Raw genomic sequence first — 21082 nt, forward strand, 5'->3', positions numbered from 1 at the left:
CCGTCAGCCGACCGCGTCGGCAGTGCCACCGGTGCCGATCGCGTCGACCGCCGCCCGGACGGCCCCCCGCCGCCCCAGGAAGTCCGTGCTGTCCGCCCACTGGTCCACGCTCCCGGTCAGCGGCAGGGCCCGCAGTTCCGGGTCGGTGAGGCCCCGGGCCAGCGCCCGGGCGAAGCGCTCGGCGTGCAGCACCTGGAACGGGCGGCTGTGGTACGGCCGCCGCCCGGGGTCCACCGCCTCCGCGAGGCCCGTACGGTTCTGGAGCGCGGCCACGGCCTCGTACGCGTCGCAGAGATGTCGCTCGCGCGCCGGGTGGTCCGTGGCTGTGACGGCTCCCCGCAGGGCGGGCAGCAGCTCGTCGGCCCCGGGCAGCCGGGCGAAGGCGCTCCCCAGCCACTTGCCGTACGGCGCGTACCGCCGCTCCAGGAGGAGGCACAGCCGCATCAGGTCACGCACGAGCCGCCCCGCGACGACGGCGGACCCCAGCTCGTCCCCCACCTCGGCGCAGCGCCCGACGAACGCCTCCTCCTGGGAGATCCGCTGCCACTGGCAGGCCAGCAGATAGCGCCACACCTCGTCCGGGTACCAGGCCAGCTCCCGCCGCGCCCGGGTCAGCGCCCCGACGCCGTCGTGGAACACCGCGCCGCCCGTGGTCTCCGCCAGCGCCTGCTGCGGCATGGCCAGCCAGTCGCGGACGGTGAGTTCCAGCGACTCACGGCCGGGGCCGGGGCCGGGGCCAGGGCCGGAAGCGCGGAGCCCGAGCTGCCGTTGCAGCCACCCATCGACATCGCCCACCGAGACCCGGTGGTCGACCGGCCCGTCCGTCAGCTCCATGTGCCCGACCGGGTCCGCCGGATCGCCGTGCCGGAAGTGCGTCGGCCAGCCGCGCACCTGCTTGGGCAGCCGCTCGGCGAGCAAGCGGTGCAGCCGGTCTCCGTACGCGGCGGCATCAGCCGGCTGCAGGAACAGTTCCAGGCGCGGGCCCCACTCGTGGTCCGCCGACCGGGCGGTGTCGAAGCCGAGCACCTCGGAGCCGGAGCCGATCCGGGCCGCGGCGTACCGCAGCCCGGGATACTCCGCGTCGAGGACCGGCCGCACGGCCTCCTCGTAGAGGATCCGGGACAGTTCGAGGCCGGGCAGGAACTCACGGGCGGGCGTCGTCATACGGACACCTTGCGCGGCACGGGCGGCGGGAGCCAGCCGATTTCGCGGCGCGCGCCGCCCCGCTCCGCCCCGCCCCGCCGCGCCGCGTCCGTCAGTCCTCGCCCTCCAGGTTCCCTTCCGTCTCCAGGTACACCTGGCGCAGCGCGTCCAGCACCGCCGGGTCCGGCTTGGCCCACATGCCGCGCGACTCGGCCTCCAGCAGACGTTCCGCGATGCCGTGCAGGGCCCAGGGATTGGCCTCCTGGAGGAACTGCTTGTTCTCCGGGTCGAGTACGTACGTCTCGGTGAGCTTGTCGTACATCCAGTCGGCGACGACGCCGGTCGTGGCGTCGTACCCGAAGAGGTAGTCGACCGTGGCCGCCAGCTCGAACGCGCCCTTGTAGCCGTGGCGGCGCATCGCCTCGATCCACTTCGGGTTGACGACCCGGGCCCGGAAGACGCGGGAGGTCTCCTCGACGAGCGTCCGCGTGCGGACGGTCTCGGGGCGGGTGGAGTCCCCGATGTACGCCTCGGGGGCCTTGCCCTTGAGCGCGCGCACGGTGGCCACCATGCCGCCGTGGTACTGGAAGTAGTCGTCGGAGTCCGCGATGTCGTGCTCGCGGGTGTCGGTGTTCTTCGCGGCGACCTCGATGCGCTTGTAGGCGCTCTCCATCTCCTCGCGGGCCGGGCGGCCGTCGAGCTCGCGGCCGTAGGCGTAACCGCCCCAGACCGTGTAGACCTCGGCGAGATCGGCGTCGGTGCGCCAGTCGCGGGAGTCGATGAGCTGGAGGAGGCCCGCGCCGTACGTGCCGGGGCGGGAGCCGAAGATCCGGGTGGTGGCCCGGCGTTCGTCGCCGTGCTCGGCCAGGTCGGCCTGGGTGTGCGCCCGTACGTAGTTCTGCTCGGCCGGCTCGTCGAGGGAGGCGGCCAGCCGTACGGCGTCGTCGAGGAGGCCCACCGTGTGCGGGAACGCGTCACGGAAGAAGCCCGAGATGCGCAGCGTCACATCGATGCGGGGGCGGCCCAACTCTTCGTACGGGATGGGCTCCAGGCCGGTCACGCGGCGCGAGGCGTCGTCCCAGACGGGCCGGATGCCGAGCAGCGCGAAGGCTTCGGCGATGTCGTCGCCCGCCGTGCGCATCGCGCTGGTGCCCCAGAGGGAGAGGCCGACCGAGGTGGGCCAGTCGCCGTTGTCGGTGCGGTAGCGGGTGAGGAGCGAGTCGGCGAGCGCCTGCCCCGTCTCCCAGGCGAGCTTGGAGGGGACGGCCTTCGGGTCGACGGAGTAGAAATTGCGGCCGGTCGGGAGGACGTTGACCAGTCCGCGCAGCGGCGAACCGGAAGGACCGGCGGGCACGAACCCACCGTTCAACGCGTGGACAGCGTGGGTGAGTTCATCGGTCGTGGCCGCCATGCGCGGGACGACCTCGGTGGCGGCGAAGGTGAGGATGTCGGCGACCGCGTCCGGCAGCCCGGCGGCGACGGACGCCACGGCGGCCGGGTCCCAGTCGGCGTCGTCCATCGCCTGGACGAGCGCGCGGGCTTGCTCCTCGATGGTGTCGGCGGCGGTGCGGGTGGCGGCCGACTCGTCGAGCCCGAGCGCCTCGCGCAGCCCGGGGAGGGATGCGGTGCCGCCCCAGATCTGGCGGGCACGGAGGACGGCGAGCACCAGGTTGACCCGGTCGTTCCCGGCGGGCGGGTTGCCCAGCACGTGCAGCCCGTCGCGGATCTGGACGTCCTTGATCTCGCAGAGCCAGCCGTCGAGATGCATGATGAAGTCGTCGAAGCCCTCGTCCTCCGGCCGGTCCTCCAGGCCGAGGTCGTGGTCGAGCTTCGCGGCCTGGATCAGCGTCCAGATCTGCGCGCGGATGGCCGGGAGCTTCGCCGGGTCCATGGCGGCGATCTGGGCGTGCTCGTCGAGGAGTTGCTCCAGGCGGGCGATGTCGCCGTAGCTGTCGGCGCGGGCCATCGGCGGCACCAGGTGGTCGATCAGCGTGGCGTGGACGCGGCGCTTGGCCTGCGTCCCCTCACCCGGGTCGTTCACGAGGAACGGGTAGACGAGCGGCAGATCACCAAGAGCGGCATCCGGACCGCAGGCGGCCGACAGACCGGCGTTCTTGCCGGGCAGCCACTCCAGGTTCCCGTGCTTACCGAGGTGGATCATCGCGTCCGCGCCGAAGCCGTTGTCGTCGGCGGAGGCGGCGATCCAGCGGTAGGCGGCCAAGTAGTGGTGCGAGGGCGGCAGATCGGGGTCGTGGTAGATCGCGATCGGGTTCTCGCCGAAGCCGCGCGGCGGCTGGATGAGGATGAGGAGGTTCCCGCGCCGCAGGGCCGCGAGGACGATGTCGCCCTCCGGGTTGGCCGACCGGTCCACGAACATCTCGCCGGGCGCCGGACCCCAGTGCTCCTCGACCGCGCTCCGCAGCTCCTCGGGGAGGGTGGCGAACCAGCGGCGGTAGTCGGCGGCCGGGATACGGACCGGGTTGCGGGCCAACTGCTCCTCGGTCAGCCACTCCTGGTCATGGCCGCCCGCCTCGATCAGCGCGTAGATCAGCTCGTCGCCGTCGCCGGAGACCAGCCCCGGGATGTCGGCCTCGGGCCCGAAGTCGTACCCCTCGGCGCGCAGCCGCCGCAGCAGGGCGACGGCGCTGGCGGGGGTGTCGAGGCCGACGGCGTTGCCGATCCGGGAGTGCTTGGTCGGGTAGGCGGAGAGCACGAGCGCGATGCGCTTCTCCGCGTTCGGGATGTTCCGCAGCTTCGCGTGCCGTACGGCGATCCCGGCGACCCGGGCCGCGCGCTCGGCGTCGGCGACGTACGCCGGGAGCCCGTCCTCGTCGATCTCCTTGAAGGAGAAGGGCACGGTGATCAGCCGCCCGTCGAACTCCGGCACCGCGATCTGGGTGGCCGCGTCCAGCGGGGAGACGCCCTCGTCGTTCTCCTCCCAGGCGCTGCGCGGGCTGGTGAGGCAGAGCGCCTGGAGGACCGGCACGTCGAGCCCGGTCAGCGCGCCCGCGTCCCACGACTCGTCGTCGCCGCCGGCGGACGCCTCGGCGGGCTTGGTGCCGCCCGCCGCGAGGACGGTGGTCACGATGGCGTCGGCGGCGCGGAGCGCGTCGATCAGCTCGGCCTCCGGCGTACGGAGGGACGCCACGTACAGCGGGAGCGGCCGGGCCCCCGCGTCCTCGACCGCCGTGCACAGCGCGTCGATGAACGCGGTGTTCCCGCTCATGTGGTGGGCGCGGTAGTAGAGGACGGCGACGGTCGGCGCACCCTCGGGCAGCTCACGGGCATCCCGCTCCAGCGGGCCCCACGCGGGGGCCGGGGCGGGCGGCTCGAAGCCGTGGCCGGTCAGCAGCACGGTGTCGGAGAGGAACCGGGCCAGCTGCTCCAGGTTGGCGGGCCCGCCGTGCGCGAGGTAGGCGTGCGCCTCGGCCGCGATGCCGATCGGCACGGTGGACGCGGCCATCAACTGGGCGTCGGGGGCCTGCTCACCGGTGAGGACCACGACCGGGCGGCCGGTGGCCAGCACCGCGTCCAGGCCCTCCTGCCACGCCCGTACGCCACCGAGGAGGCGTACGACGACGAGGTCGACGCCGGTCAGCAGGTCCGGCAGTCCGTCGAGGGAGACACGGGAGGGGTTGGCGTAGCGGTAGCTGACGGGTCCCTCGGAAGCGCGGGCGCTCAGGAGGTCGGTGTCGGACGTCGACAGGAGCAGGATCATGCTGCGTCAGGCCTTCCTCGGGGTGTCCACGCCCCGGGCGGTGTCGGAGGGTCTCCCCACGCCCGGCGGAAGGCCGGGTGCCGCGCCCGATCGGAAACCGGGCGCTCGGGGAAGGGAGTTCCTGACTCGCCCGGCCGGTGGTGGCGGCCGTGCTCACAGTGGCGGGACCGCGCCGGAATCTCACCGGGCTTCCTCCCCTGTCGCCGTCTGGCGATGGCGGCCTGAACGGACCACCGTCTGCATCCTAAGCGGCGGGGGTGGGGCGGGGCAGGGGGCGGGGGTGCGGCGGTGATCACTGTTCCGGCCGTCCACCGCACGCGGGACGGGATCCTGCCCCGCAGGTCACCGGAGCCCTGTCCCCCGGTACGGGTCGGGCTCGCCACGACCGGCTGTCCCGCAGGTCACAGATGCGAGCCCACCAGGGGGACCGGCCCGGTCGGTATGCTCGCCGCCATGCCCGATTCCGCCCCCTCGCCCCTTTCCACGGGCGGCGTCTCCCCGCACAGCAGCGGCGACGCCTGCCCGGGGACGCTGCGGCTGCACCGGGCGGACGACGGGGCGCTGGCCCGCGTACGGATCCCCGGCGGCGTGCTGAGCGCGGACCGGGCGGACGCGCTGCTGGCGGCGACCACCCGGTTCGGGGACGGTGAGCTGCATCTCACCTCGCGGGGCAACGTACAACTGCGCGGCCTCGGTGCGGAGTGCGGCGGCGAGCTGGCCGACCTGCTCACGGCCGCGGGCCTCCTTCCTTCCGCGGCACACGAGCGGGCCCGCAACATCGTGGCCTCGCCGCTGGCGGGCCTGGACGGTTCGCCGTCGCTCAGGCCCTGGCTGACCGGGCTGGACCGTCTGGTGTGCGGTTCGGCGGCCGCCGCCACGCTCTCCGGCCGCTTCCTCTTCGCCCTGGACGACGGGCGCGGCGACGTGGACGCGCTGGGGGCGGACGTGACGCTGATCGCGGAGGGGCCGGAGACCGCCCTGCTGCGGATCGGGGCGGAGGACGAGGTGTTCCGGCTGCCGGCCGAGGACGCCCCACGCGCCGCGCTCCTGGCCGCCGAGGAGTTCCTCCGCGCCGCCCGGGGCTCCGGCGCGTGGCGGGTGAAGGACCTGCCCGACGACGTCCGGGCCGAGGTGGCCCGCGCCGTCGGGCCGACGGCGGGCCCGACCGTGCACCGCCCCCGCCCCCGTAAGGCGGCCGCTCCCGTGCCCGGACCGGCCAACTCCACGGCCGCGATCAGCATCGACGTACCCCTGGGCCGACTGTCCGCCACCCAGTGGCGGCTGCTCACCGATACGGCCCGCCGGTACGGGAACGAGCTGCGGCTCACCCCGTGGCGCGGGATCGTCGTCCCCGGCCCCTTCGCGCACGACGAGGCGGCGGAGACACTCCGCACGCTGGACGCGGCAGGGCTGATCACCGCCCCCGACTCCCCGTGGACCGGCGTCGGCGCCTGCATCGGCCACCCCGGCTGCGCGAAGTCGCTGTCCGACGTACGGGCCGAAGCGGGGGCCGCTGTCGGACCGGTCGGGCGGCTCCCTGTGTACTGGTCCGGGTGCGAACGCCGCTGCGGACACCCCCACGGGGAGTGGATCGACGTGGTCGTCACGCCCGACGGGCACCGGATCTCACACGTACGGGGCGAACGCCGGGACCCCCCGGCAGCGGTCCGCAGCGATCACGCGACGTTCCGGAACGACCCGGCGGCACTCGCGGCGACGGTGGCCGCGGCCCGCGCCTGAGCACGCTCCCCCTCCCCATACCGGCAGAAGAAAGCGACAGCACTGTGCACCAGTACGAGAAGGACGGACCGGCGATCTACCGCCAGTCCTTCGCCACCATCCGCGCGGAGGCGGATCTGGCCGGGCTGCCCGCCGACGTGAGCCAGGTCGCCGTCCGGATGATCCACGCCTGCGGCATGGTCGACCTCGTACGCGACCTCGCCTTCTCGCCGAACGTCGTGGCCGACGCCCGCGCGGCCCTGCGCTCCGGTGCGCCCATCCTCTGCGACGTGGCGATGGTGGCCAGCGGGGTCACCCGCAAGCGGCTGCCGGCCGACAACGACGTGGTGTGCACGCTGTCCGACCCGTCCGTGCCGGAGCTGGCCGCGAAGATGGGGACCACGCGCAGCGCGGCGGCCCTGGAGCTGTGGCGGGACCGGATGGAGGGGGCGGTGGTCGCGGTGGGCAACGCCCCGACCGCGCTGTTCCGGCTGCTGGAGATGATCGAGGAGGGCGCCCCGCGCCCGGCCGCCGTCATCGGCGTCCCGGTCGGCTTCATCGGCGCGGCCGAGTCCAAGGAGGCCCTGGCCGAGCACGCGTCGGGCCTGGAGCACCTGATCGTGCGCGGCAGGCGCGGCGGCAGCGCGATAGCGGCGGCGGCGCTCAACGCCATCGCCAGCGAGGAAGAGTAATGACCTCCCCAGCGACCTCTCCCGTGACCTCTCCCGTGACCGAGTTCAGCAGGAGCGGCGGTGGCGGCAAGCTGTACGGCGTCGGGCTCGGCCCCGGCGACCCGGACCTGATGACCCTGCGGGCCGTCCGGGCCATCGGCGAGGCGGACGTCGTGGCGTACCACAGCGCCCGGCACGGCCGCTCGATCGCCCGGTCCATCGCGGCGGCGCACCTGCGGCCCGACCACATCGAGGAGGCCCTGGTCTACCCCGTCACGACGGAGACCACGGACCACCCGGGCGGTTACCGGGGCGCGTTGGAGGAGTTCTACGAGAAGGCCGCGGCCCGCCTCGCGGCGCACCTGGACGCGGGCCTGACCGTCGTGGTGCTCGCCGAGGGCGACCCGATGTTCTACGGCTCGTACATGCACATGCACAAGCGGCTGGCCGACCGCTACACCACCGAAGTCATCCCCGGCGTGACGTCGGTCAGCGCGGCGGCGGCCCGCCTCGGCACCCCGCTGGTAGAGGGCGAGGAGATCCTGACGATCCTCCCCGGCACCCTCCCCGAGGAAGAGCTGACGGCCCGTCTCGCCGCCACGGACACGGCGGTCGTGATGAAGCTGGGGCGGACGTTCCCGGCGGTGCGCGGGGCGTTCGAGGCGTCGGGGCGGCTCGCGGAGGCGCGGTACGTGGAGCGGGCGACGATGGCCGGGGAGCGCACGGGCGACCTCGCGGACATCGACCCGGCGTCGGTCCCGTACTTCTCGGTGGCGGTGCTGCCGAGCCGTATCGACGCGCCGCGCCCCTCGCCTTCGGCGGGTGGCGAAGTGGTCGTCGTGGGCACGGGCCCGGCGGGCCCGCTGTGGCTGACACCGGAGACGCGCGGAGCACTCGCCGCCGCCGACGACGTGGTCGGCTACACGACCTACCTGGACCGGGTGCCGGTCCGCCCCGGTCAGGCGCGGCACGGCTCGGACAACAAGGTGGAGTCGGAGCGCGCCGAGTTCGCCCTGGACCTGGCCCGCCGGGGCCACCGGGTCGCGGTGGTCTCGGGCGGCGACCCCGGGGTCTTCGCGATGGCGACGGCGGTGCTGGAGGCAGCCTCGCAGGAGACGTACGAGGACATCCCCGTACGGGTCCTGCCCGGCGTCACCGCGGCGAACGCGGCGGCGGCCCGCGCGGGCGCACCGCTGGGCCACGACTACGCCACGATCTCCCTCTCGGACCGGCTCAAGCCGTGGGAGGTCATCGCGGAACGCCTGCGCGCGGCGGCCTCGGCGGACCTGGTGCTGGCCCTGTACAACCCGGGCTCCAAGTCCCGTACGTGGCAGGTCGGCAAGGCCCGCGACCTGCTCCTGGAACACCGCTCGCCGGACACCCCGGTGGTGCTGGCGCGGGATGTGGGCGGCCCGACGGAGTCCGTACGCACGGTGCGGCTGGACGACGTCGACCCGGCGGAGGTGGACATGCGGACGCTGCTGATCGTGGGCTCGTCGCAGACGCGCTGGGTACGGCGGGGCGGTTCCGGCGGTTCTGGCGGTTCTGGCGGCCCCAGCGGTTGTGGCGGCTCCGGCGCGGACCGGTCCATCGTCTGGACGCCGCGCCGCTACCCGGAGGCGTAGAGCTTCCGCAGGACCCACTGCACGGCCTCGTCGGGTGTACGGGCCACCGGCACCCCTTCGGGAACCGGTGGCCGCCGCACCACGACGACGGGGATCTCGGCCTCACGGGCGGCGGCGAGCTTGGGGGCGGTGGCGTCCCCGCCGCTGTCCTTGGTGACGAGGACGTCGATGCGATGGCGGCGGAGAAGCGTCCGCTCCCCCTCCGGCGTGAACGGCCCCCGGTCGAGCAGAACCTCCATCCGGGCCGGGCAGGGCGGCTCGGGAGCATCGACGGACCGCACGAGGAACCACAGCGCATCGAGCCCCGCCCCCGCGAAGGCGGCGAGCCCCATCCGCCCGGTGGTGAGGAAGACCCTCTTCCCCAGCCCGGGCAGCAGCCCGGCGGCCTCGGCGAGCGATCCGGCGGCGTGCCAGCGGTCACCGTCCTGGGCGACCCAGCCGGGCCGGCGGAGGGCGAGGAGAGGAACATGGGCCTGCGCGGCGGCCTCGGCCGCGTTCCGGCTCATGGCCGCGGCGAAGGGATGGGTGGCATCGACAAGAACATCCACGCCGTGCTCACGCACCCAGGCGGCGAGCCCGTCGGGACCACCGAACCCGCCGACGCGCACGTCACCGGGCGGCAGCCGGGGAGCGGAGACGCGCCCGGCGAGCGAGCTGGTGACCCGGATCCGCCGGTCACCGGCGAGGCTCTCGGCCAGCCGGCGGGCTTCGGTGGTACCCCCCAGAACAAGCACGTGCACAGTACGCACGGGCAGCACAGGCATCGGAACGGACTCTCTCTTGAACGCTGAGGCGCGGGGCGGTCGCAGTGCCCAACTCAAGCACACCGGTCTGCGCCCCGGCTGGACGACCGGTGCCTGTGCGACGGCGGCGACGACAGCCGCGTACACGGCACTGCTGACCGGCGACTTCCCGGACCCGGTGAGCATCACGCTGCCGAAGGGCCAGACACCGGCGTTCGCGCTGGCGGTGGAGGATCTGACGGCCGGGCGGGGCTCGGCGACGGCCGGGGTGGTGAAGGACGCGGGCGACGACCCGGACGTGACGCACGGGGCGCTGGTGAGGTCGACGGTACGGAGGCTGCCGCCGGGCTCCGGCGTGGTGTTCCGGGCCGGTCCGGGCGTGGGCACGGTGACGCTCCCCGGCCTGCCGCTGGAGGTCGGGGAGCCCGCGGTGAACCCGGTCCCGCGCCGGCTGATGCGCGAGCACGTGGAGCGGGTGGCGGCGGAGCACGGTGAGGCGGGGGACGTGGAGATCACGGTCTCGGTCGACCACGGCGAGGAGATCGCCCGCTCCACGTGGAACGGCCGCCTCGGCATCCTGGGCGGCCTGTCGATCCTGGGCACGACGGGGGTGGTCGTCCCCTACTCCTGCTCGGCCTGGATCGACTCGATCCGCCGGGGCGTGGACGTGGCGAGGGCGGCGGGCCTGACACACGTGGCGGGCTGCACGGGCTCGACGTCGGAGAGGACAGTGGTGGCGGAGCACAACCTGCCGGACATCGCGCTCCTGGACATGGGCGACTTCGCGGGCGCGGTCCTCAAATACGTACGCCGCCACCCGATCGACCGCCTGACGGTCTGCGGCGGCTTCGCCAAGCTCTCCAAACTCGCGGCGGGCCACCTGGACCTCCACTCGGCCCGCTCCCAGGTGAACAAGCCGTTCCTGGCCGACCTGGCCCGGGAGGGCGGGGCGAACGAGGAGCTGGCTTCCCGGATCGCCACCGCCAACACGGGCCTGGAGGCGCTACGCCTGTGCGAGGCGGCGGGGGTCCCGCTGGGCGACCTGGTGGCAGCACGGGCCCGCGACGAGGCGCTGGCGGTACTGCGGGGCGCGCCGGTCGCGGTCGACGTGATCTGCATCGACCGGGCGGGCGTGGTGGTGGGGCGGGGGTAGCGGCTCGAGTACCGAGCCCCGAGACCCGGGCTTCGGGTTTCGGGCTTCGGGCTTCGATCCCCGGGATGCGAGCTGCGAGCTGCGAGCTTCGGGACGGTCGGTTCACTCGTCCGGGTGTACGTGAGTGGGCCCCGCCCCGAAGCTCGGGTCCCGGACTTCGGGCGTCGGGATGCGAGATCCGGGATTCGAGCGCCTTCTTTAACCGGCGGGTAGATACCGGGGGTTGGGAAAAACCTCCCTACCTCCCTACCCCGTCACGGCGAGCAAGTATGACTAATCGTGACAGCTTGCGGCGCAGCGTCACGACTGCTTACGGTGCGAGAACTAATCGACCCCGACGCGGTGTTGGAAGCACCAGGCCGGGGTCTCACCGCAAGATCGTTAACCCAGAAAGCCGACCTCGTGGCTACCCAGCACACTAGCTCCGCCCCGCACGCCCCCGCACGCTCCGCCCCGTACCCGATGGCCAAGCCCGGCTACGGCAAACGCTCCGCGCCCGGCCAACAGGCCCGTACACGCGACGACTTCTGCCTCCTGCCAACCCGCGAACGCTACGTCGCCGGATTCGTCGACCACCTCCCCGAAGGTGCGGCGATGAGCGTCAAGCAGCTCGCCAAGCAGCTCCCGCTCTACGGGCAGCAGGCCATCTCCACCGCCCTGACCGCCCTTTCCGTCGCCGGACACCTGCGACGCGTACGGTGCTCCGTCGGCGCGGGCGACGAAACCCGCTGGGTCTTCCGCACCTTCTGGTCCCGCACCGCCCACGACAACGAGTGGTGGAACACCTACCTCGCCACCGAGAAGGCCGCCCGGACCGTCGACTCCACACCGGACACCGGCATCCCGGCATCCGGCACCCCGGCGTCCGGCCCAGCGCTCCCGCCGCTCTGGGGTCCGGCCGAGGAACCGGCGCCCGCCCCGGAGGACCCCGGTACGGAACAGGCCCCCGAAGCCACCGGCGTACCGCAGCAGCGCACCCCGGACCAGGAACCGACACCGGAGGCCGAGCCCGCCCCGGAAACAGCCCCGGACGCCGAGCCCGCTCCGCCTGCCCCGGGCACGGTTCCCGCGACGCCCCCTGCCTCCGAAGACGGCCGGTCTCCCGCCTACCTCGCCCTGGCCCGCCTCGGCCGGGACGACCACCGCCTGGCCCTCTCCGCCGACGACTGCACCGCCCTCGAAGCACAGGCGGCGGAATGGCTCGCCCGGGGCGTCACCATCGACTACCTGACCAGCGCCCTCACCGCAGGCCTCCCCGCCAAGGTCGACTCCCCCCTCGGCTTCCTCCGCCGCCGCCTCACCGACAAGATGCCGCCCCGGCTGCCCACCACTGAGAGCCCCTCACCCATCAGCCCTGCCCCGGCCCGCCACATCCTCTTGGAATGCACCGACTGCGGCCGCCCCGGCCACCCGGAAGCCCTCCCCGACGGACTCTGCCGCCCCTGCCGAGCCGACCACCGCCCCGGGGCGGACCCGGTCGACCCCGCCGAGGCCGCCGAGGCCGCCGACGTCAGGGCGCGCATGGCCGACCTCCGCGGCCTGCTCAAATCCGTCTGAGCCGGGAGCCGCGGATCAGCTCGCCCCTCCCGGCCGGCCGAAGGCACTAGCAGAGTGCAGGCAATGGGACTAAAATGCTTGCATGGCTACGATTCATCTCCGAGCGGTCCCGGACGAGACGATGACGACGTTGAAGGTCCGGGCCGCCCGGTCCGGGCAGTCCTTGCAGGCTTACCTCCTCCAGCTCCTGGTCGGCGAAGCAGCCTTGCTGACCCCGGAGGAAGCGGCCGAGCAGGCACGCGGGATTGCCGCACGCGGACAGGTCACCGCCGACGACGTGTCCGATGCCCTGGTCCAGATGCGTGAGGCGCGTTCGTGAAGGTGCAGGTTCTCGACACCTCCGCGCTCGTGGAGTTCCTCGTGGGGTCGGACCCCCTCGCCGAGCGGGTCCGGAACCACACGGCCGGCAACCGGCTCGCAGCCCCGCACGCGGTGGATCTGGAGTGCGCCTCAGTGCTGCGGGGCCTGGTTCGCGGAAACAAGCTTCCCGAGAACGAGGCCACCCACGCACTGGACCTGCTGGGCCGCATGCAGGTGCACCGCTACGACCACACTCCCCTCATGCCTCGCATCTGGGAGCTTCGGCACAACATGTGGCCCTACGACGCCGCTTACATCGCCCTGGCGGAGACGCTGGACGCCGAACTCGTGACAGCGGACCGGAAGCTCGCGGGAGCCCCCGGCCTGCGCTGCACGGTCACTGACCTGCGGGACAGCTGAGGCCCTGCCGACGGCCCTTCCCGTTCGATGCGGCCGGACAGCAGAGCGCCCGGCCGCCGTACAGAGGATGTACGGCGGCCGGGCGCTCCGGGTCAGGTCGGGGGAAGCGGCATCGGGGGGACAAGCCGCTTCCCCCGATGAGAACAGGGCCTGCCGGCCGTCCGTCGCGGTCAGGGGGAATCGCGCGGCGGTGGCCCCACAGAGAGGCCCTGTTCCAGCCCTTCGGGTCCTGCCTGGTCCCGTCGGGCTTCGTTATCCATCCTGCCGGGCGGCAGGAGCCCTGAGGCCGGGCAAAAGGCCTCGATGGCGGGGACGTAGGTCCTTAAAGAGCGCATCAGTGATCAGAACCGGCCACCGGATACGACCAGCGGATACGGCCATCCGTGCGGATACAATCGCCCGATCGCACACGAGGTCGACGGGGAGGCAGGATTGTGGCCAAGGCAAAGACGATCATCATCTACATACTGGTGGTCTTCGTGCTGTACACGATCATCATGTCTCCGCAGCGGGCCGCCGAGCTGGTCCAGGTAGGGTTCGAAGGCATTTCCACCGCCGCGCAGAGCGTCGGTGACTTCATGTCAGAACTGGTGAAGTAAGGAGACGAACGATGATCCGCCACCTGGTCCTCTTCAAGCTCAACGAGGGCGTCGAGCGGGACGACCCGCGCGTCGTCGCCGGGGACCGGGCCTTCCGGGAGCTGGCCGGGCAGGTCCCCGAGCTGGAGTTCTGGGAGTGCGCCTGGAACATCACCGACCGGCCGATCGCGTACGACTACGCCATCAACTCCGCGGTCGCCGACGAGGACGCGCTCAAGCGGTACATCGAGCACCCGGCCCACCAGGCCGCCGCCGGGCAGTGGCGGGAATTCGCCACTTGGGTGATCGCCGACTACCCCTTCTGACGCCCTCCGCGTCTCCGGTTCGCCCCGGTTCCGCCGACCCCTCGCCGTTCAGGCGGGGGGTTTCTTTGTTCCGTTTAAACCCTTATGACCTCAACACGGCACTTTGCGGTGCTTGCACACAGTGGACATGTCTTGTGATGCTATGACCGCTTTTGACGGATGAGTTGACCGTAGTTGACCGCAAAGGGGTGGCGTCACCGTGCCGGCCAGTACAGCGCCTCAAGTGCCTCCCCAGACCGTCCAGACCGTCGAGAATGTCCAGACCGTCCCGACCGTCCGGCCCGAGGACATCCAGACCGAGACCCCGGACCCCTCGGCCAGGCCCGCCAGGGCGCGCGGCGCCGACACCAGGGCGCTCACCCAGGTCCTCTTCGGCCAGCTCAAGAACCTGGAGCCGGGCACCGCGGAGCACCGCCGGGTCCGGGCCGCCCTCATCGAGGCGAACCTCCCCCTCGTGCGGTACGCCGCGGCGCGGTTCCGCAGCCGCAACGAGCCGATGGAGGACGTCGTCCAGGTCGGCACGATCGGCCTGATCAACGCCATCGACCGGTTCGACCCGGAGCGCGGGGTCCAGTTCCCCACGTTCGCGATGCCCACCGTCGTCGGCGAGATCAAACGTTACTTTCGCGACAACGTGCGCACCGTCCACGTCCCCCGCCGGCTGCACGAGCTCTGGGTCCAGGTCACCGGGGCCACCGAGGACCTGACGACCGCTCACGGCCGGTCCCCGACGACCGCCGAGATCGCCGAGCGGCTGAAGATCTCCGAGGACGAGGTGCTCGCCTGCATCGAGGCCGGGCGCTCGTACCACGCGACCTCCCTGGAGGCCGCCCAGGAGGGCGACGGGCTGCCCGGACTGCTCGACCGGCTCGGCTACGAGGATCCCGCGCTCGCGGGCGTCGAGCACCGCGACCTCGTCCGGCACCTCCTCGTCCAGCTCCCCGAGCGCGAGCAGCGCATCCTTCTCCTGCGCTACTACAGCAACTTGACCCAGTCTCAGATCAGCGCGGAACTGGGCGTCTCCCAGATGCATGTGTCAAGGCTTCTCGCCAGAAGTTTCGCCCGACTGAGATCCGCAAACAGGATCGAGGCGTAACCGGAACGGGTAGACCGTCCAGAGAGCAGTTCTGACGGCATAAAAGCCCTACACCCCCTGTTTCCAGGGCGGATTCGGCGCTGACTTGTCGACATGTCACTACAGCGTGTTGCCGACATGTGACATTCTGCTCGAAGCGCGTTTGCCGCGGCCCCGCCTCCGGTATTCAGGTGGAGGCTGCGTTCCTCCGATGGTCGCGGCCACCGCGACCGTCCGCGACCTCAAGGGGGTGGCATGTCCGAAGAACAGGGCAGCTCGAAGGTGCTCACGCTCACGAAGAGCGTGCCGGCACCCGCCGTGCTCACCAGCTCGCCGGAAGCCATCGACACCCGCACGCTGTCCCGCTCCCTGTTCCTGCGGCTCGCCGCGCTCGGCCCCGCCTCGGGCCCCGAGGGAACGGACAGTCCGGAGCGGACCTATGTGCGGGACACACTGATCGAGCTGAACCTCCCGCTTGTGCGGTACGCCGCGGCGAGGTTCCGCAGCCGCAACGAACCGATGGAGGACATCGTCCAGGTCGGCACGATCGGCCTGATCAAGGCGATCGACCGGTTCGACTGCGAACGGGGCGTGGAGTTCCCCACGTTCGCGATGCCCACCGTCGTCGGCGAGATCAAACGCTTCTTCCGCGACACCTCCTGGTCCGTGCGGGTCCCCCGCCGCCTCCAGGAGCTGCGACTCGCGCTGACCAAGACCAGCGACGAGCTCGCGCAGAAGCTCGACCGCTCGCCGACGGTGCCGGAGCTGGCCCGCGCGCTCGGGGTCTCCGAGGAGGACGTGGTCGACGGTCTCGCCGTCGGCAACGCCTACACCGCCTCCTCGCTGGACTCCCCCTCCCCCGAGGACGACGGCGGCGAGGGCTCGCTCGCCGACCGCCTCGGGTACGAGGACACGGCGCTGGAAGGCGTCGAGTACCGCGAGTCCCTCAAGCCGCTGCTGGCCAAACTCGCTCCGCGCGAGCGCCAGATCATCATGCTGCGGTTCTTCGCGAACATGACGCAGTCACAGATCGGCGAGGAGGTCGGCATCTCCCAGATGCACGTCTCCCGGCTGCTGACCCGCACGCTCGCACAGCTCAGGGAAGGGCTCATCGCCGACTGATCCCGGGACGGACGGACCGGCAGGGGCCCTGATCTCCCCGATCCCCGATCTCCCCGACATCCCCGACGTCCCCGGTATCCCTGATCCCTGCATACGGGTTCAGATTTGACGGTGCGTCAGACACACTGGCGCGATGCGACGTCAGACATGCGGCTCCACCGGCCGCCGAGGCAGCACCATCGCCGCCTCGGCGGCCGCGCTGTGCCTGGGCACCGGCCTGCTGACCGGCTGCGGGAGCGGGCCGGGAGAGGGTTACGTGGCCGTGGGCGCGGCCGCCGAGCGCTCGGAGAGCCCCCCGGGCGGGGACGGCGAGCCCTCGGGCAAGGTGACGCTCACTCCCCTCGACGGGAGCGGGAACGGGAGCGGGAGGGGCGGGAACGGCGGTGGCGGCGGGAGCGGCGAGCGGGGGCCGGGCGGGCGTGGAAGCGGTACGTCCCCGTCCGCGCCCTTCTCCCCGCCCCCGGGTGCGAGCGAGTCGGGGCGCGCCCCGGACGGGCCCGGTGGGGCGCGTACGCGGACGTCTGGCGGTCAGGGGGCGGCCGGTTCGCCCGACAGGCCGGGTGCGAAGCCCTCGAAACCCGCGACGCCTTCGACGCCCTCCGGCCCCTCCCGGCCCTCGAAGCCGGGCGGCGGATCCGGCACCCCCTCGCCACCGGGCAGCGGCACTCCCGGCACCCCGAAGCCTCCCCCACCGCCCGCGACCCCGGCCGCGCTGAAGCTGAGCGCCCCGCAGCGCGCGGCGGCCGACAAGCGGTGGTGCGAGAAGGTGACCGTGGAGTTCCGCAACACCGGCGGCACCCCGGCGCGCTCGGGGACCGTCACCTTCGCCACGCACATCATCGGCGCCCTCGGCGTCGACTGGGCGACCATCACCTCGTCCCAGCCCCTGCCCGCCCCGATCGGCGCGGGCTCGGTGCGCTCGGAGACGTACACCGTCTGCGTGGAGTCCTGGCGGGTCCCGCTGGGGATGCGCGTCGAGACGCAGGACGTCTCCGCCGAGTGGGAGTGACCCGAGGGGGAGTGGCCCGCGTGGGAGTGACCCGCGTGGAAGTGACCCGGCCGCCCGCAACGGCCTGAACGCACGAAGGCCGCCCGGGGGCGGAGCGGTGGGCCGATTGTCGCGGCTCCGCTGCCCGTCCCCGTGCGGCCGGATCGTACGGTCGTCGGTCGTGCCGGCGTACGGTCCTGCTGTCCTGCTGCCGGCCGTGCCGTGTCCTGCTGTCGTGGGTCAGCCCAGTGCGAGCCAGGCCACCGCACCGAGGACGACGACGACCGCGATCACCGCCGCGATCACCCCGGCTCTCGGCCCGGACGAGGTCGCCGCGGGCTGCTGCCGGCGCTGCGGCTCGCCCTCGTCGACGAAGGCGCGGAACATCTGCGTGCTGCCCGCCGGATCGGGGTTGCCCTCGGGGCCCGGCTGAGGGGCGTGGGGGTTGTGTGCCATGGGGCAGGACCCTAGCGAACTCGGGCCCCCGGCCCAACCCCCGGGGCCGCCCGGCACCCCGCCCGACCTGCGGCGGCGGACGCGGAGATCGGGCTTGACCTCGACCCGACAGAGGCTTTTGCGTTCCTTTACTTCTGCAAGACCGTTTTCGTTTGCCTGTAGCAACCAACGGCTTCTATCGTTGCCCTAAGCAACAACATAGTCGTGGATGTGCTGGGGGTTCCCGTGGCCGCACAGAGTAGTTACGAGGAACTGGCGCGGCAGCTCAGCGCCGTCGGGGCCGTCAAAAGGGGGCTCGCCCGAGCCCTGCCCCCCGAGTGTCCCGCGGGATCCGCCGCCGTACTGACCCTCCTGGACCGGCACGGCGAGATGCGGATCAGCAGGCTCGCCGAGCTGCTGTCCGTGGACATGTCGGTGACCAGCCGCCACGTGGCCCACGCGGCCGATCGCGGCTGGATCGAACGGTCTCCGGACCCGGCGGACAAGCGGTCCCGCATCCTGCGGCTGACCCCCGGCGGGCACGAGCAGCTCGACGAGCTGACCCGGCGGACCACCGAGGTGTTCGCCCACAACCTCCAGGACTGGTCCGACGACGACGTCGGCCGGCTCGTCGCACTGCTGTCCCGGCTGCGCGACAGCTTCGCCTGTCGTGGATCCGGCGGCTGCGCCCCCGGAAGCCACACCGGCGAGTGCAGGACCCGCCTCGGCGACGAGGCTCACACCCGTACACCTGTGTAACAGAAGCAAATACGCACGGATAAGGAACTCAATGGCTACGACCACACCCACCGGTGTGCGGGGCGGCCACGCCAAGCACGGAGGGCACGGAGGCACCACCGCTTCCGACGCCTCCGACGGCACGCCGATGACACACCGGCAGATCATGGAAGCGCTGACCGGGCTGCTGCTCGGCATGTTCGTCGCGATCCTGTCGTCGACGGTCGTCTCCAACGCCCTGCCCGAGATCATCTCCGACCTCGGCGGCGGCCAGAGCGCCTACACCTGGGTCGTGACGGCCTCGCTGCTGGCCATGACCGCCACCACCCCGCTCTGGGGCAAGCTCTCGGACCTCTTCAGCAAGAAGCTGCTGGTCCAGATAGCCCTGATCATCTACGTCCTGGGCTCGGTCGTCGCCGGTCTGTCGACCAGCAGCGGCATGCTCATCGCCTGCCGGGTCGTCCAGGGCATCGGCGTCGGCGGTCTCTCCGCCCTCGCGCAGATCGTGATGGCCGCGATGATCGCCCCGCGCGAGCGCGGTCGCTACAGCGGCTACCTGGGCGCGGTCTTCGCCGTCGCCACCGTCGGCGGTCCGCTGCTCGGCGGCGTCATCACCGACACCAGCTGGATGGGCTGGCGCTGGTGCTTCTACGTGGGCGTGCCGTTCGCGATCATCGCCCTGATCGTGCTCCAGAAGACCCTGAAGCTCCCGGTCGTCAAGCGCGAGGGCGTCAAGGTCGACTGGACCGGCGCGTTCTTCATCAGCGCCGCCGTCTCCCTGCTGCTGGTCTGGGTGACCTTCGCGGGCGACAAGTACGACTGGCTGTCGTGGCAGACGTACGTGATGGTCGCGGGCTCGGTCCTGCTCGGCCTGCTCTTCGTCCTCGTCGAGTCGCGCGCCGCCGAACCGATCATTCCGCTGCGCCTCTTCCGTAACCGCACCATCACGCTGGCCTCGATCGCCTCGCTGTTCGTCGGCATCGCGATGTTCGCGGGCACCGTCTTCTTCAGCCAGTACTTCCAGCTGGCGCGCGGCAAGTCGCCGACGATGTCCGGCGTCATGACCATCCCGATGATCGCGGGGCTCTTCCTCTCCTCGACCGTCTCCGGCCAGATCATCACCAAGACCGGGCGCTGGAAGGCGTGGCTGGTCAGCGGCGGCTTCCTGGTCACGGCCGGGCTCGGGATGCTCGGCACGATCCGGTACGACACGGAGTACTGGCACGTCGCGGTCTTCATGTTCGTCATGGGCCTCGGCATCGGCATGATGATGCAGAACCTGGTCCTCGCCACCCAGAACCAGGTCGCTCCCGAGGACCTCGGTTCCGCGAGCTCCGTCGTCACCTTCTTCCGGTCCCTCGGCGGTGCGATCGGCGTCTCGGCGCTGGGCGCGGTCCTGGGCAACCGGGTCACCCAGTACGTCAAGGACGGCATCGCCGACCTCGGGCCGGAGGGTGCGGCGTTCGGCCACGGCGGTACCGGCGGCGGGGGCATCCCCGACCTGGACAAGCTGCCCGAGCCCCTGCGCCTGATCATGGAGGCCGCGTACGGGCACGGCGTCGGCGACGTCTTCCTGTACGCCGCTCCGTGCGCGCTCGTCGCCTTCATCGTGACGATCTTCATCAAGGAGGTCGCACTGAAGAGCAGCGCCGCGAACGACACCCTGGTCGACGCTCCGGCTGCCGGTGCTTCGGCTACCGGTACTCCGGCTGCCGTCGAGGCGGCCGAGGTCCCCGTGCCCGCCGTCGTCGGCGCGGCCGGGGTCACCTCGGTCGACACGGCCGACGCCGGTACCGGTGCCGGTGTCGGTGTCGGCGCCTCGTACGAGACCGTCCAGGGCACCCCCGTCCACGGTGTGGTGCGCGGTGCGGAGGGGGCTCCGGTCGCCCGTGCGGCCGTCACCCTGATCTCGCTGGGCGGTCGGCAGCTCGGGCGCTCCGTGGCCCGGCCCGACGGCGGCTACACCCTGGACGCCCCCGGCTCCGGCAGTTACGTGCTGATCGCCTCCGCCGACGGCTTCCAGCCGCAGGCGTCCACGGTGGTCGTCGGCGAGGAGCCGCTGGCCTTCGACATCCTGCTGTCCGGTACGAGCGGGCTGGCCGGCATCGTCAAGGCCGACGGGTCCGGCGCTCCGGTCGACGGCGCGATGGTCATCGTGACCGATGTCCGGGGCGATGTGCTGGCCACCGGCTCGTCCGGCCCGACCGGTGAGTTCGCCTTCGGCGAGCTGGTCCCGGGCTCCGTGACCGTCGCGGTCAACGCGGCCGGCTTCCGCCCGCTGGCGCTTCCGGTGGAGATCGGCGGCCAGGGCGTCAGCCGCGTCGAGGCCGTGCTGCGGTCCGGTGCGCTGGTCCGGGGCACCGTGCGGGCCGGGTCCGCCCGGAGCCCGCTGACCGACGCGCGGGTCACGCTGATCGACGCGGCGGGCAACGTGGTCGCCACCTCGACGACCGGCGAGGACGGGGCGTACGCCTTCACCGACCTGGACGCGGGTGAGTACGCGGTCATCGCGACCGGCTACCCGCCGGTGGCCGGATCACTGACCGTCAGCGGCCCGGGAGTCGACGGGCACGACATCGAACTCGCCCACCCGGGTGAGTGATTGATCCCACCGGCACGCGCGCGCACCTGAAGGGATGCGCGCGTGCAGGTGAAGGGATCGCGAAGACCCCTGGTCGGACGGCACTTTCAGCGGAGAGGCTGTCACGACCGGGTGGAAAGAGGCCCCGGTGGCGGGTACGGCAGGCAGGGGACGGCCGGCCGTGACCGCC

18 protein-coding genes and 1 riboswitch are annotated in these 21082 nt (G+C 72.3%); of the genes, 14 read left to right on the top strand and 4 right to left on the bottom strand.

All coding sequences use genetic code 11. The annotated features are described in order from the left end of the window. Nucleotides 1-3 precede the first annotated feature (3 nt). Together ACIQPT_RS13875 and cobN are read right to left on the bottom strand one after the other, a co-directional pair. On the bottom strand, nt 4-1164 hold the full coding sequence (locus tag ACIQPT_RS13875; protein ID WP_401155713.1) for a DUF4037 domain-containing protein: 1161 nt from the start codon (nt 1162-1164) through the stop codon (nt 4-6). A gap of 91 nt (nt 1165-1255) precedes the next feature. Further along, nucleotides 1256-4861: a cobaltochelatase subunit CobN gene (gene cobN / locus ACIQPT_RS13880; RefSeq protein WP_401155715.1), complete on the bottom strand. Its 3606-nt coding sequence runs from the start codon at nt 4859-4861 to the stop codon at nt 1256-1258. A gap of 115 nt (nt 4862-4976) precedes the next feature. Then, nucleotides 4977-5056, bottom strand: a riboswitch (cobalamin riboswitch). A gap of 246 nt (nt 5057-5302) precedes the next feature. Here cobN and ACIQPT_RS13885 point away from each other — a divergent pair. The 3 genes from ACIQPT_RS13885 to ACIQPT_RS13895 are packed head-to-tail and all read left to right on the top strand — an operon-like array spanning nt 5303 to nt 8876. After that, on the top strand, nt 5303-6601 hold the full coding sequence (locus ACIQPT_RS13885; protein ID WP_401155717.1) for a cobalamin biosynthesis protein CobG: 1299 nt from the start codon (nt 5303-5305) through the stop codon (nt 6599-6601). A 44-nt stretch (nt 6602-6645) separates the two neighbouring features. Continuing rightward, a complete protein-coding gene (locus ACIQPT_RS13890; protein WP_401155719.1) occupies nt 6646-7272 on the top strand; it encodes a precorrin-8X methylmutase in 627 nt (208 codons plus the stop codon). After that, on the top strand, nt 7272-8876 hold the full coding sequence (locus tag ACIQPT_RS13895) for a precorrin-2 C(20)-methyltransferase (protein ID WP_401155721.1): 1605 nt from the start codon (nt 7272-7274) through the stop codon (nt 8874-8876). Before ACIQPT_RS13890 ends, ACIQPT_RS13895 begins: the two co-directional genes overlap by 1 nt. On the opposite strand, the gene ACIQPT_RS13900 is transcribed toward ACIQPT_RS13895, so the two are convergent. Next, nucleotides 8861-9640 (bottom strand): cobalt-precorrin-6A reductase, encoded by a 780-nt coding sequence (locus tag ACIQPT_RS13900; protein WP_401155723.1) that lies wholly within the window; start codon nt 9638-9640, stop codon nt 8861-8863. The two genes, ACIQPT_RS13895 and ACIQPT_RS13900, sit on opposite strands and share 16 nt — an antisense overlap. A 16-nt stretch (nt 9641-9656) precedes the next feature. Here ACIQPT_RS13900 and ACIQPT_RS13905 point away from each other — a divergent pair, with 16 nt between their 5' ends. The 9 genes from ACIQPT_RS13905 to ACIQPT_RS13945 all read left to right on the top strand — a co-directional run bounded on the left by ACIQPT_RS13905 (nt 9657) and on the right by ACIQPT_RS13945 (nt 17159). Beyond that, nucleotides 9657-10772 (top strand): cobalt-precorrin-5B (C(1))-methyltransferase, encoded by a 1116-nt coding sequence (locus ACIQPT_RS13905; RefSeq protein ID WP_401155724.1) that lies wholly within the window; start codon nt 9657-9659, stop codon nt 10770-10772. 462 nt (nt 10773-11234) lie between these two features. Further along, nucleotides 11235-12329: a MarR family transcriptional regulator gene (locus ACIQPT_RS13910; RefSeq protein WP_401155726.1), complete on the top strand. Its 1095-nt coding sequence runs from the start codon at nt 11235-11237 to the stop codon at nt 12327-12329. 82 nt (nt 12330-12411) lie between these two features. Beyond that, nucleotides 12412-12648 carry a FitA-like ribbon-helix-helix domain-containing protein gene (locus tag ACIQPT_RS13915; RefSeq protein ID WP_401155727.1) on the top strand — a complete coding sequence of 79 codons (237 nt, stop codon included), beginning with the start codon at nt 12412-12414 and terminating at the stop codon, nt 12646-12648. Further along, nucleotides 12645-13049 carry a type II toxin-antitoxin system VapC family toxin gene (locus ACIQPT_RS13920; protein ID WP_401155729.1) on the top strand — a complete coding sequence of 135 codons (405 nt, stop codon included), beginning with the start codon at nt 12645-12647 and terminating at the stop codon, nt 13047-13049. Before ACIQPT_RS13915 ends, ACIQPT_RS13920 begins: the two co-directional genes overlap by 4 nt. 434 nt (nt 13050-13483) lie before the next feature. After that, on the top strand, nt 13484-13648 hold the full coding sequence (locus tag ACIQPT_RS13925; protein ID WP_007446295.1) for a hypothetical protein: 165 nt from the start codon (nt 13484-13486) through the stop codon (nt 13646-13648). An 11-nt stretch (nt 13649-13659) separates the two neighbouring features. After that, on the top strand, nt 13660-13953 hold the full coding sequence (locus ACIQPT_RS13930; RefSeq protein ID WP_015610041.1) for a Dabb family protein: 294 nt from the start codon (nt 13660-13662) through the stop codon (nt 13951-13953). A gap of 199 nt (nt 13954-14152) precedes the next feature. Continuing rightward, a complete protein-coding gene (locus ACIQPT_RS13935) occupies nt 14153-15049 on the top strand; it encodes an RNA polymerase sigma factor SigF (RefSeq protein ID WP_401155731.1) in 897 nt (298 codons plus the stop codon). Nucleotides 15050-15283: 234 nt separating this feature from the next. Next, nucleotides 15284-16150, top strand: a complete 867-nt coding sequence (locus ACIQPT_RS13940) for an RNA polymerase sigma factor SigF (protein ID WP_030579030.1) — start codon at nt 15284-15286, stop codon at nt 16148-16150. Nucleotides 16151-16283: 133 nt separating this feature from the next. Next, on the top strand, nt 16284-17159 hold the full coding sequence (locus ACIQPT_RS13945) for a hypothetical protein (protein WP_401155733.1): 876 nt from the start codon (nt 16284-16286) through the stop codon (nt 17157-17159). Nucleotides 17160-17378: 219 nt separating this feature from the next. Here the strand turns inward: ACIQPT_RS13945 and ACIQPT_RS13950 are convergent, their stop codons facing one another. After that, nucleotides 17379-17594, bottom strand: coding sequence for a hypothetical protein (locus ACIQPT_RS13950; protein WP_401155735.1), 216 nt, complete (start codon nt 17592-17594; stop codon nt 17379-17381). Nucleotides 17595-17819: 225 nt separating this feature from the next. Here ACIQPT_RS13950 and ACIQPT_RS13955 point away from each other — a divergent pair, with 225 nt between their 5' ends. Continuing rightward, nucleotides 17820-18332 carry a MarR family winged helix-turn-helix transcriptional regulator gene (locus tag ACIQPT_RS13955; protein ID WP_401155737.1) on the top strand — a complete coding sequence of 171 codons (513 nt, stop codon included), beginning with the start codon at nt 17820-17822 and terminating at the stop codon, nt 18330-18332. Between the two features lie 31 nt (nt 18333-18363). Continuing rightward, nucleotides 18364-20913 (top strand): MFS transporter, encoded by a 2550-nt coding sequence (locus tag ACIQPT_RS13960; RefSeq protein WP_401155739.1) that lies wholly within the window; start codon nt 18364-18366, stop codon nt 20911-20913. Nucleotides 20914-21082 lie beyond the last annotated feature (169 nt).

The sequence above is a fragment of the Streptomyces sp. NPDC091289 genome (assembly GCF_044757365.1).
Taxonomy (GTDB): domain Bacteria; phylum Actinomycetota; class Actinomycetes; order Streptomycetales; family Streptomycetaceae; genus Streptomyces.

Excerpts from the sequence above, each read along its gene's own strand:
- ACIQPT_RS13885 (WP_401155717.1), top strand. The coding sequence starts at position 5,303 with ATGCTCGCCGCCATGCCCGATTCCGCCCCCTCGCCCCTTTCCACGGGC.
- ACIQPT_RS13875 (WP_401155713.1), bottom strand. The coding sequence starts at position 1,164 with ATGACGACGCCCGCCCGTGAGTTCCTGCCCGGCCTCGAACTGTCCCGG.
- ACIQPT_RS13900 (WP_401155723.1), bottom strand. The coding sequence starts at position 9,640 with ATGCCTGTGCTGCCCGTGCGTACTGTGCACGTGCTTGTTCTGGGGGGT.
- ACIQPT_RS13950 (WP_401155735.1), bottom strand. The coding sequence starts at position 17,594 with ATGGCACACAACCCCCACGCCCCTCAGCCGGGCCCCGAGGGCAACCCC.
- ACIQPT_RS13910 (WP_401155726.1), top strand. The coding sequence starts at position 11,235 with ATGGCCAAGCCCGGCTACGGCAAACGCTCCGCGCCCGGCCAACAGGCC.
- cobN (WP_401155715.1), bottom strand. The coding sequence starts at position 4,861 with ATGATCCTGCTCCTGTCGACGTCCGACACCGACCTCCTGAGCGCCCGC.
- ACIQPT_RS13945 (WP_401155733.1), top strand. The coding sequence starts at position 16,284 with ATGCGACGTCAGACATGCGGCTCCACCGGCCGCCGAGGCAGCACCATC.
- ACIQPT_RS13895 (WP_401155721.1), top strand. The coding sequence starts at position 7,272 with ATGACCTCCCCAGCGACCTCTCCCGTGACCTCTCCCGTGACCGAGTTC.
- ACIQPT_RS13930 (WP_015610041.1), top strand. The coding sequence starts at position 13,660 with ATGATCCGCCACCTGGTCCTCTTCAAGCTCAACGAGGGCGTCGAGCGG.
- ACIQPT_RS13915 (WP_401155727.1), top strand. The coding sequence starts at position 12,412 with ATGGCTACGATTCATCTCCGAGCGGTCCCGGACGAGACGATGACGACG.
- ACIQPT_RS13940 (WP_030579030.1), top strand. The coding sequence starts at position 15,284 with ATGTCCGAAGAACAGGGCAGCTCGAAGGTGCTCACGCTCACGAAGAGC.
- ACIQPT_RS13960 (WP_401155739.1), top strand. The coding sequence starts at position 18,364 with ATGGCTACGACCACACCCACCGGTGTGCGGGGCGGCCACGCCAAGCAC.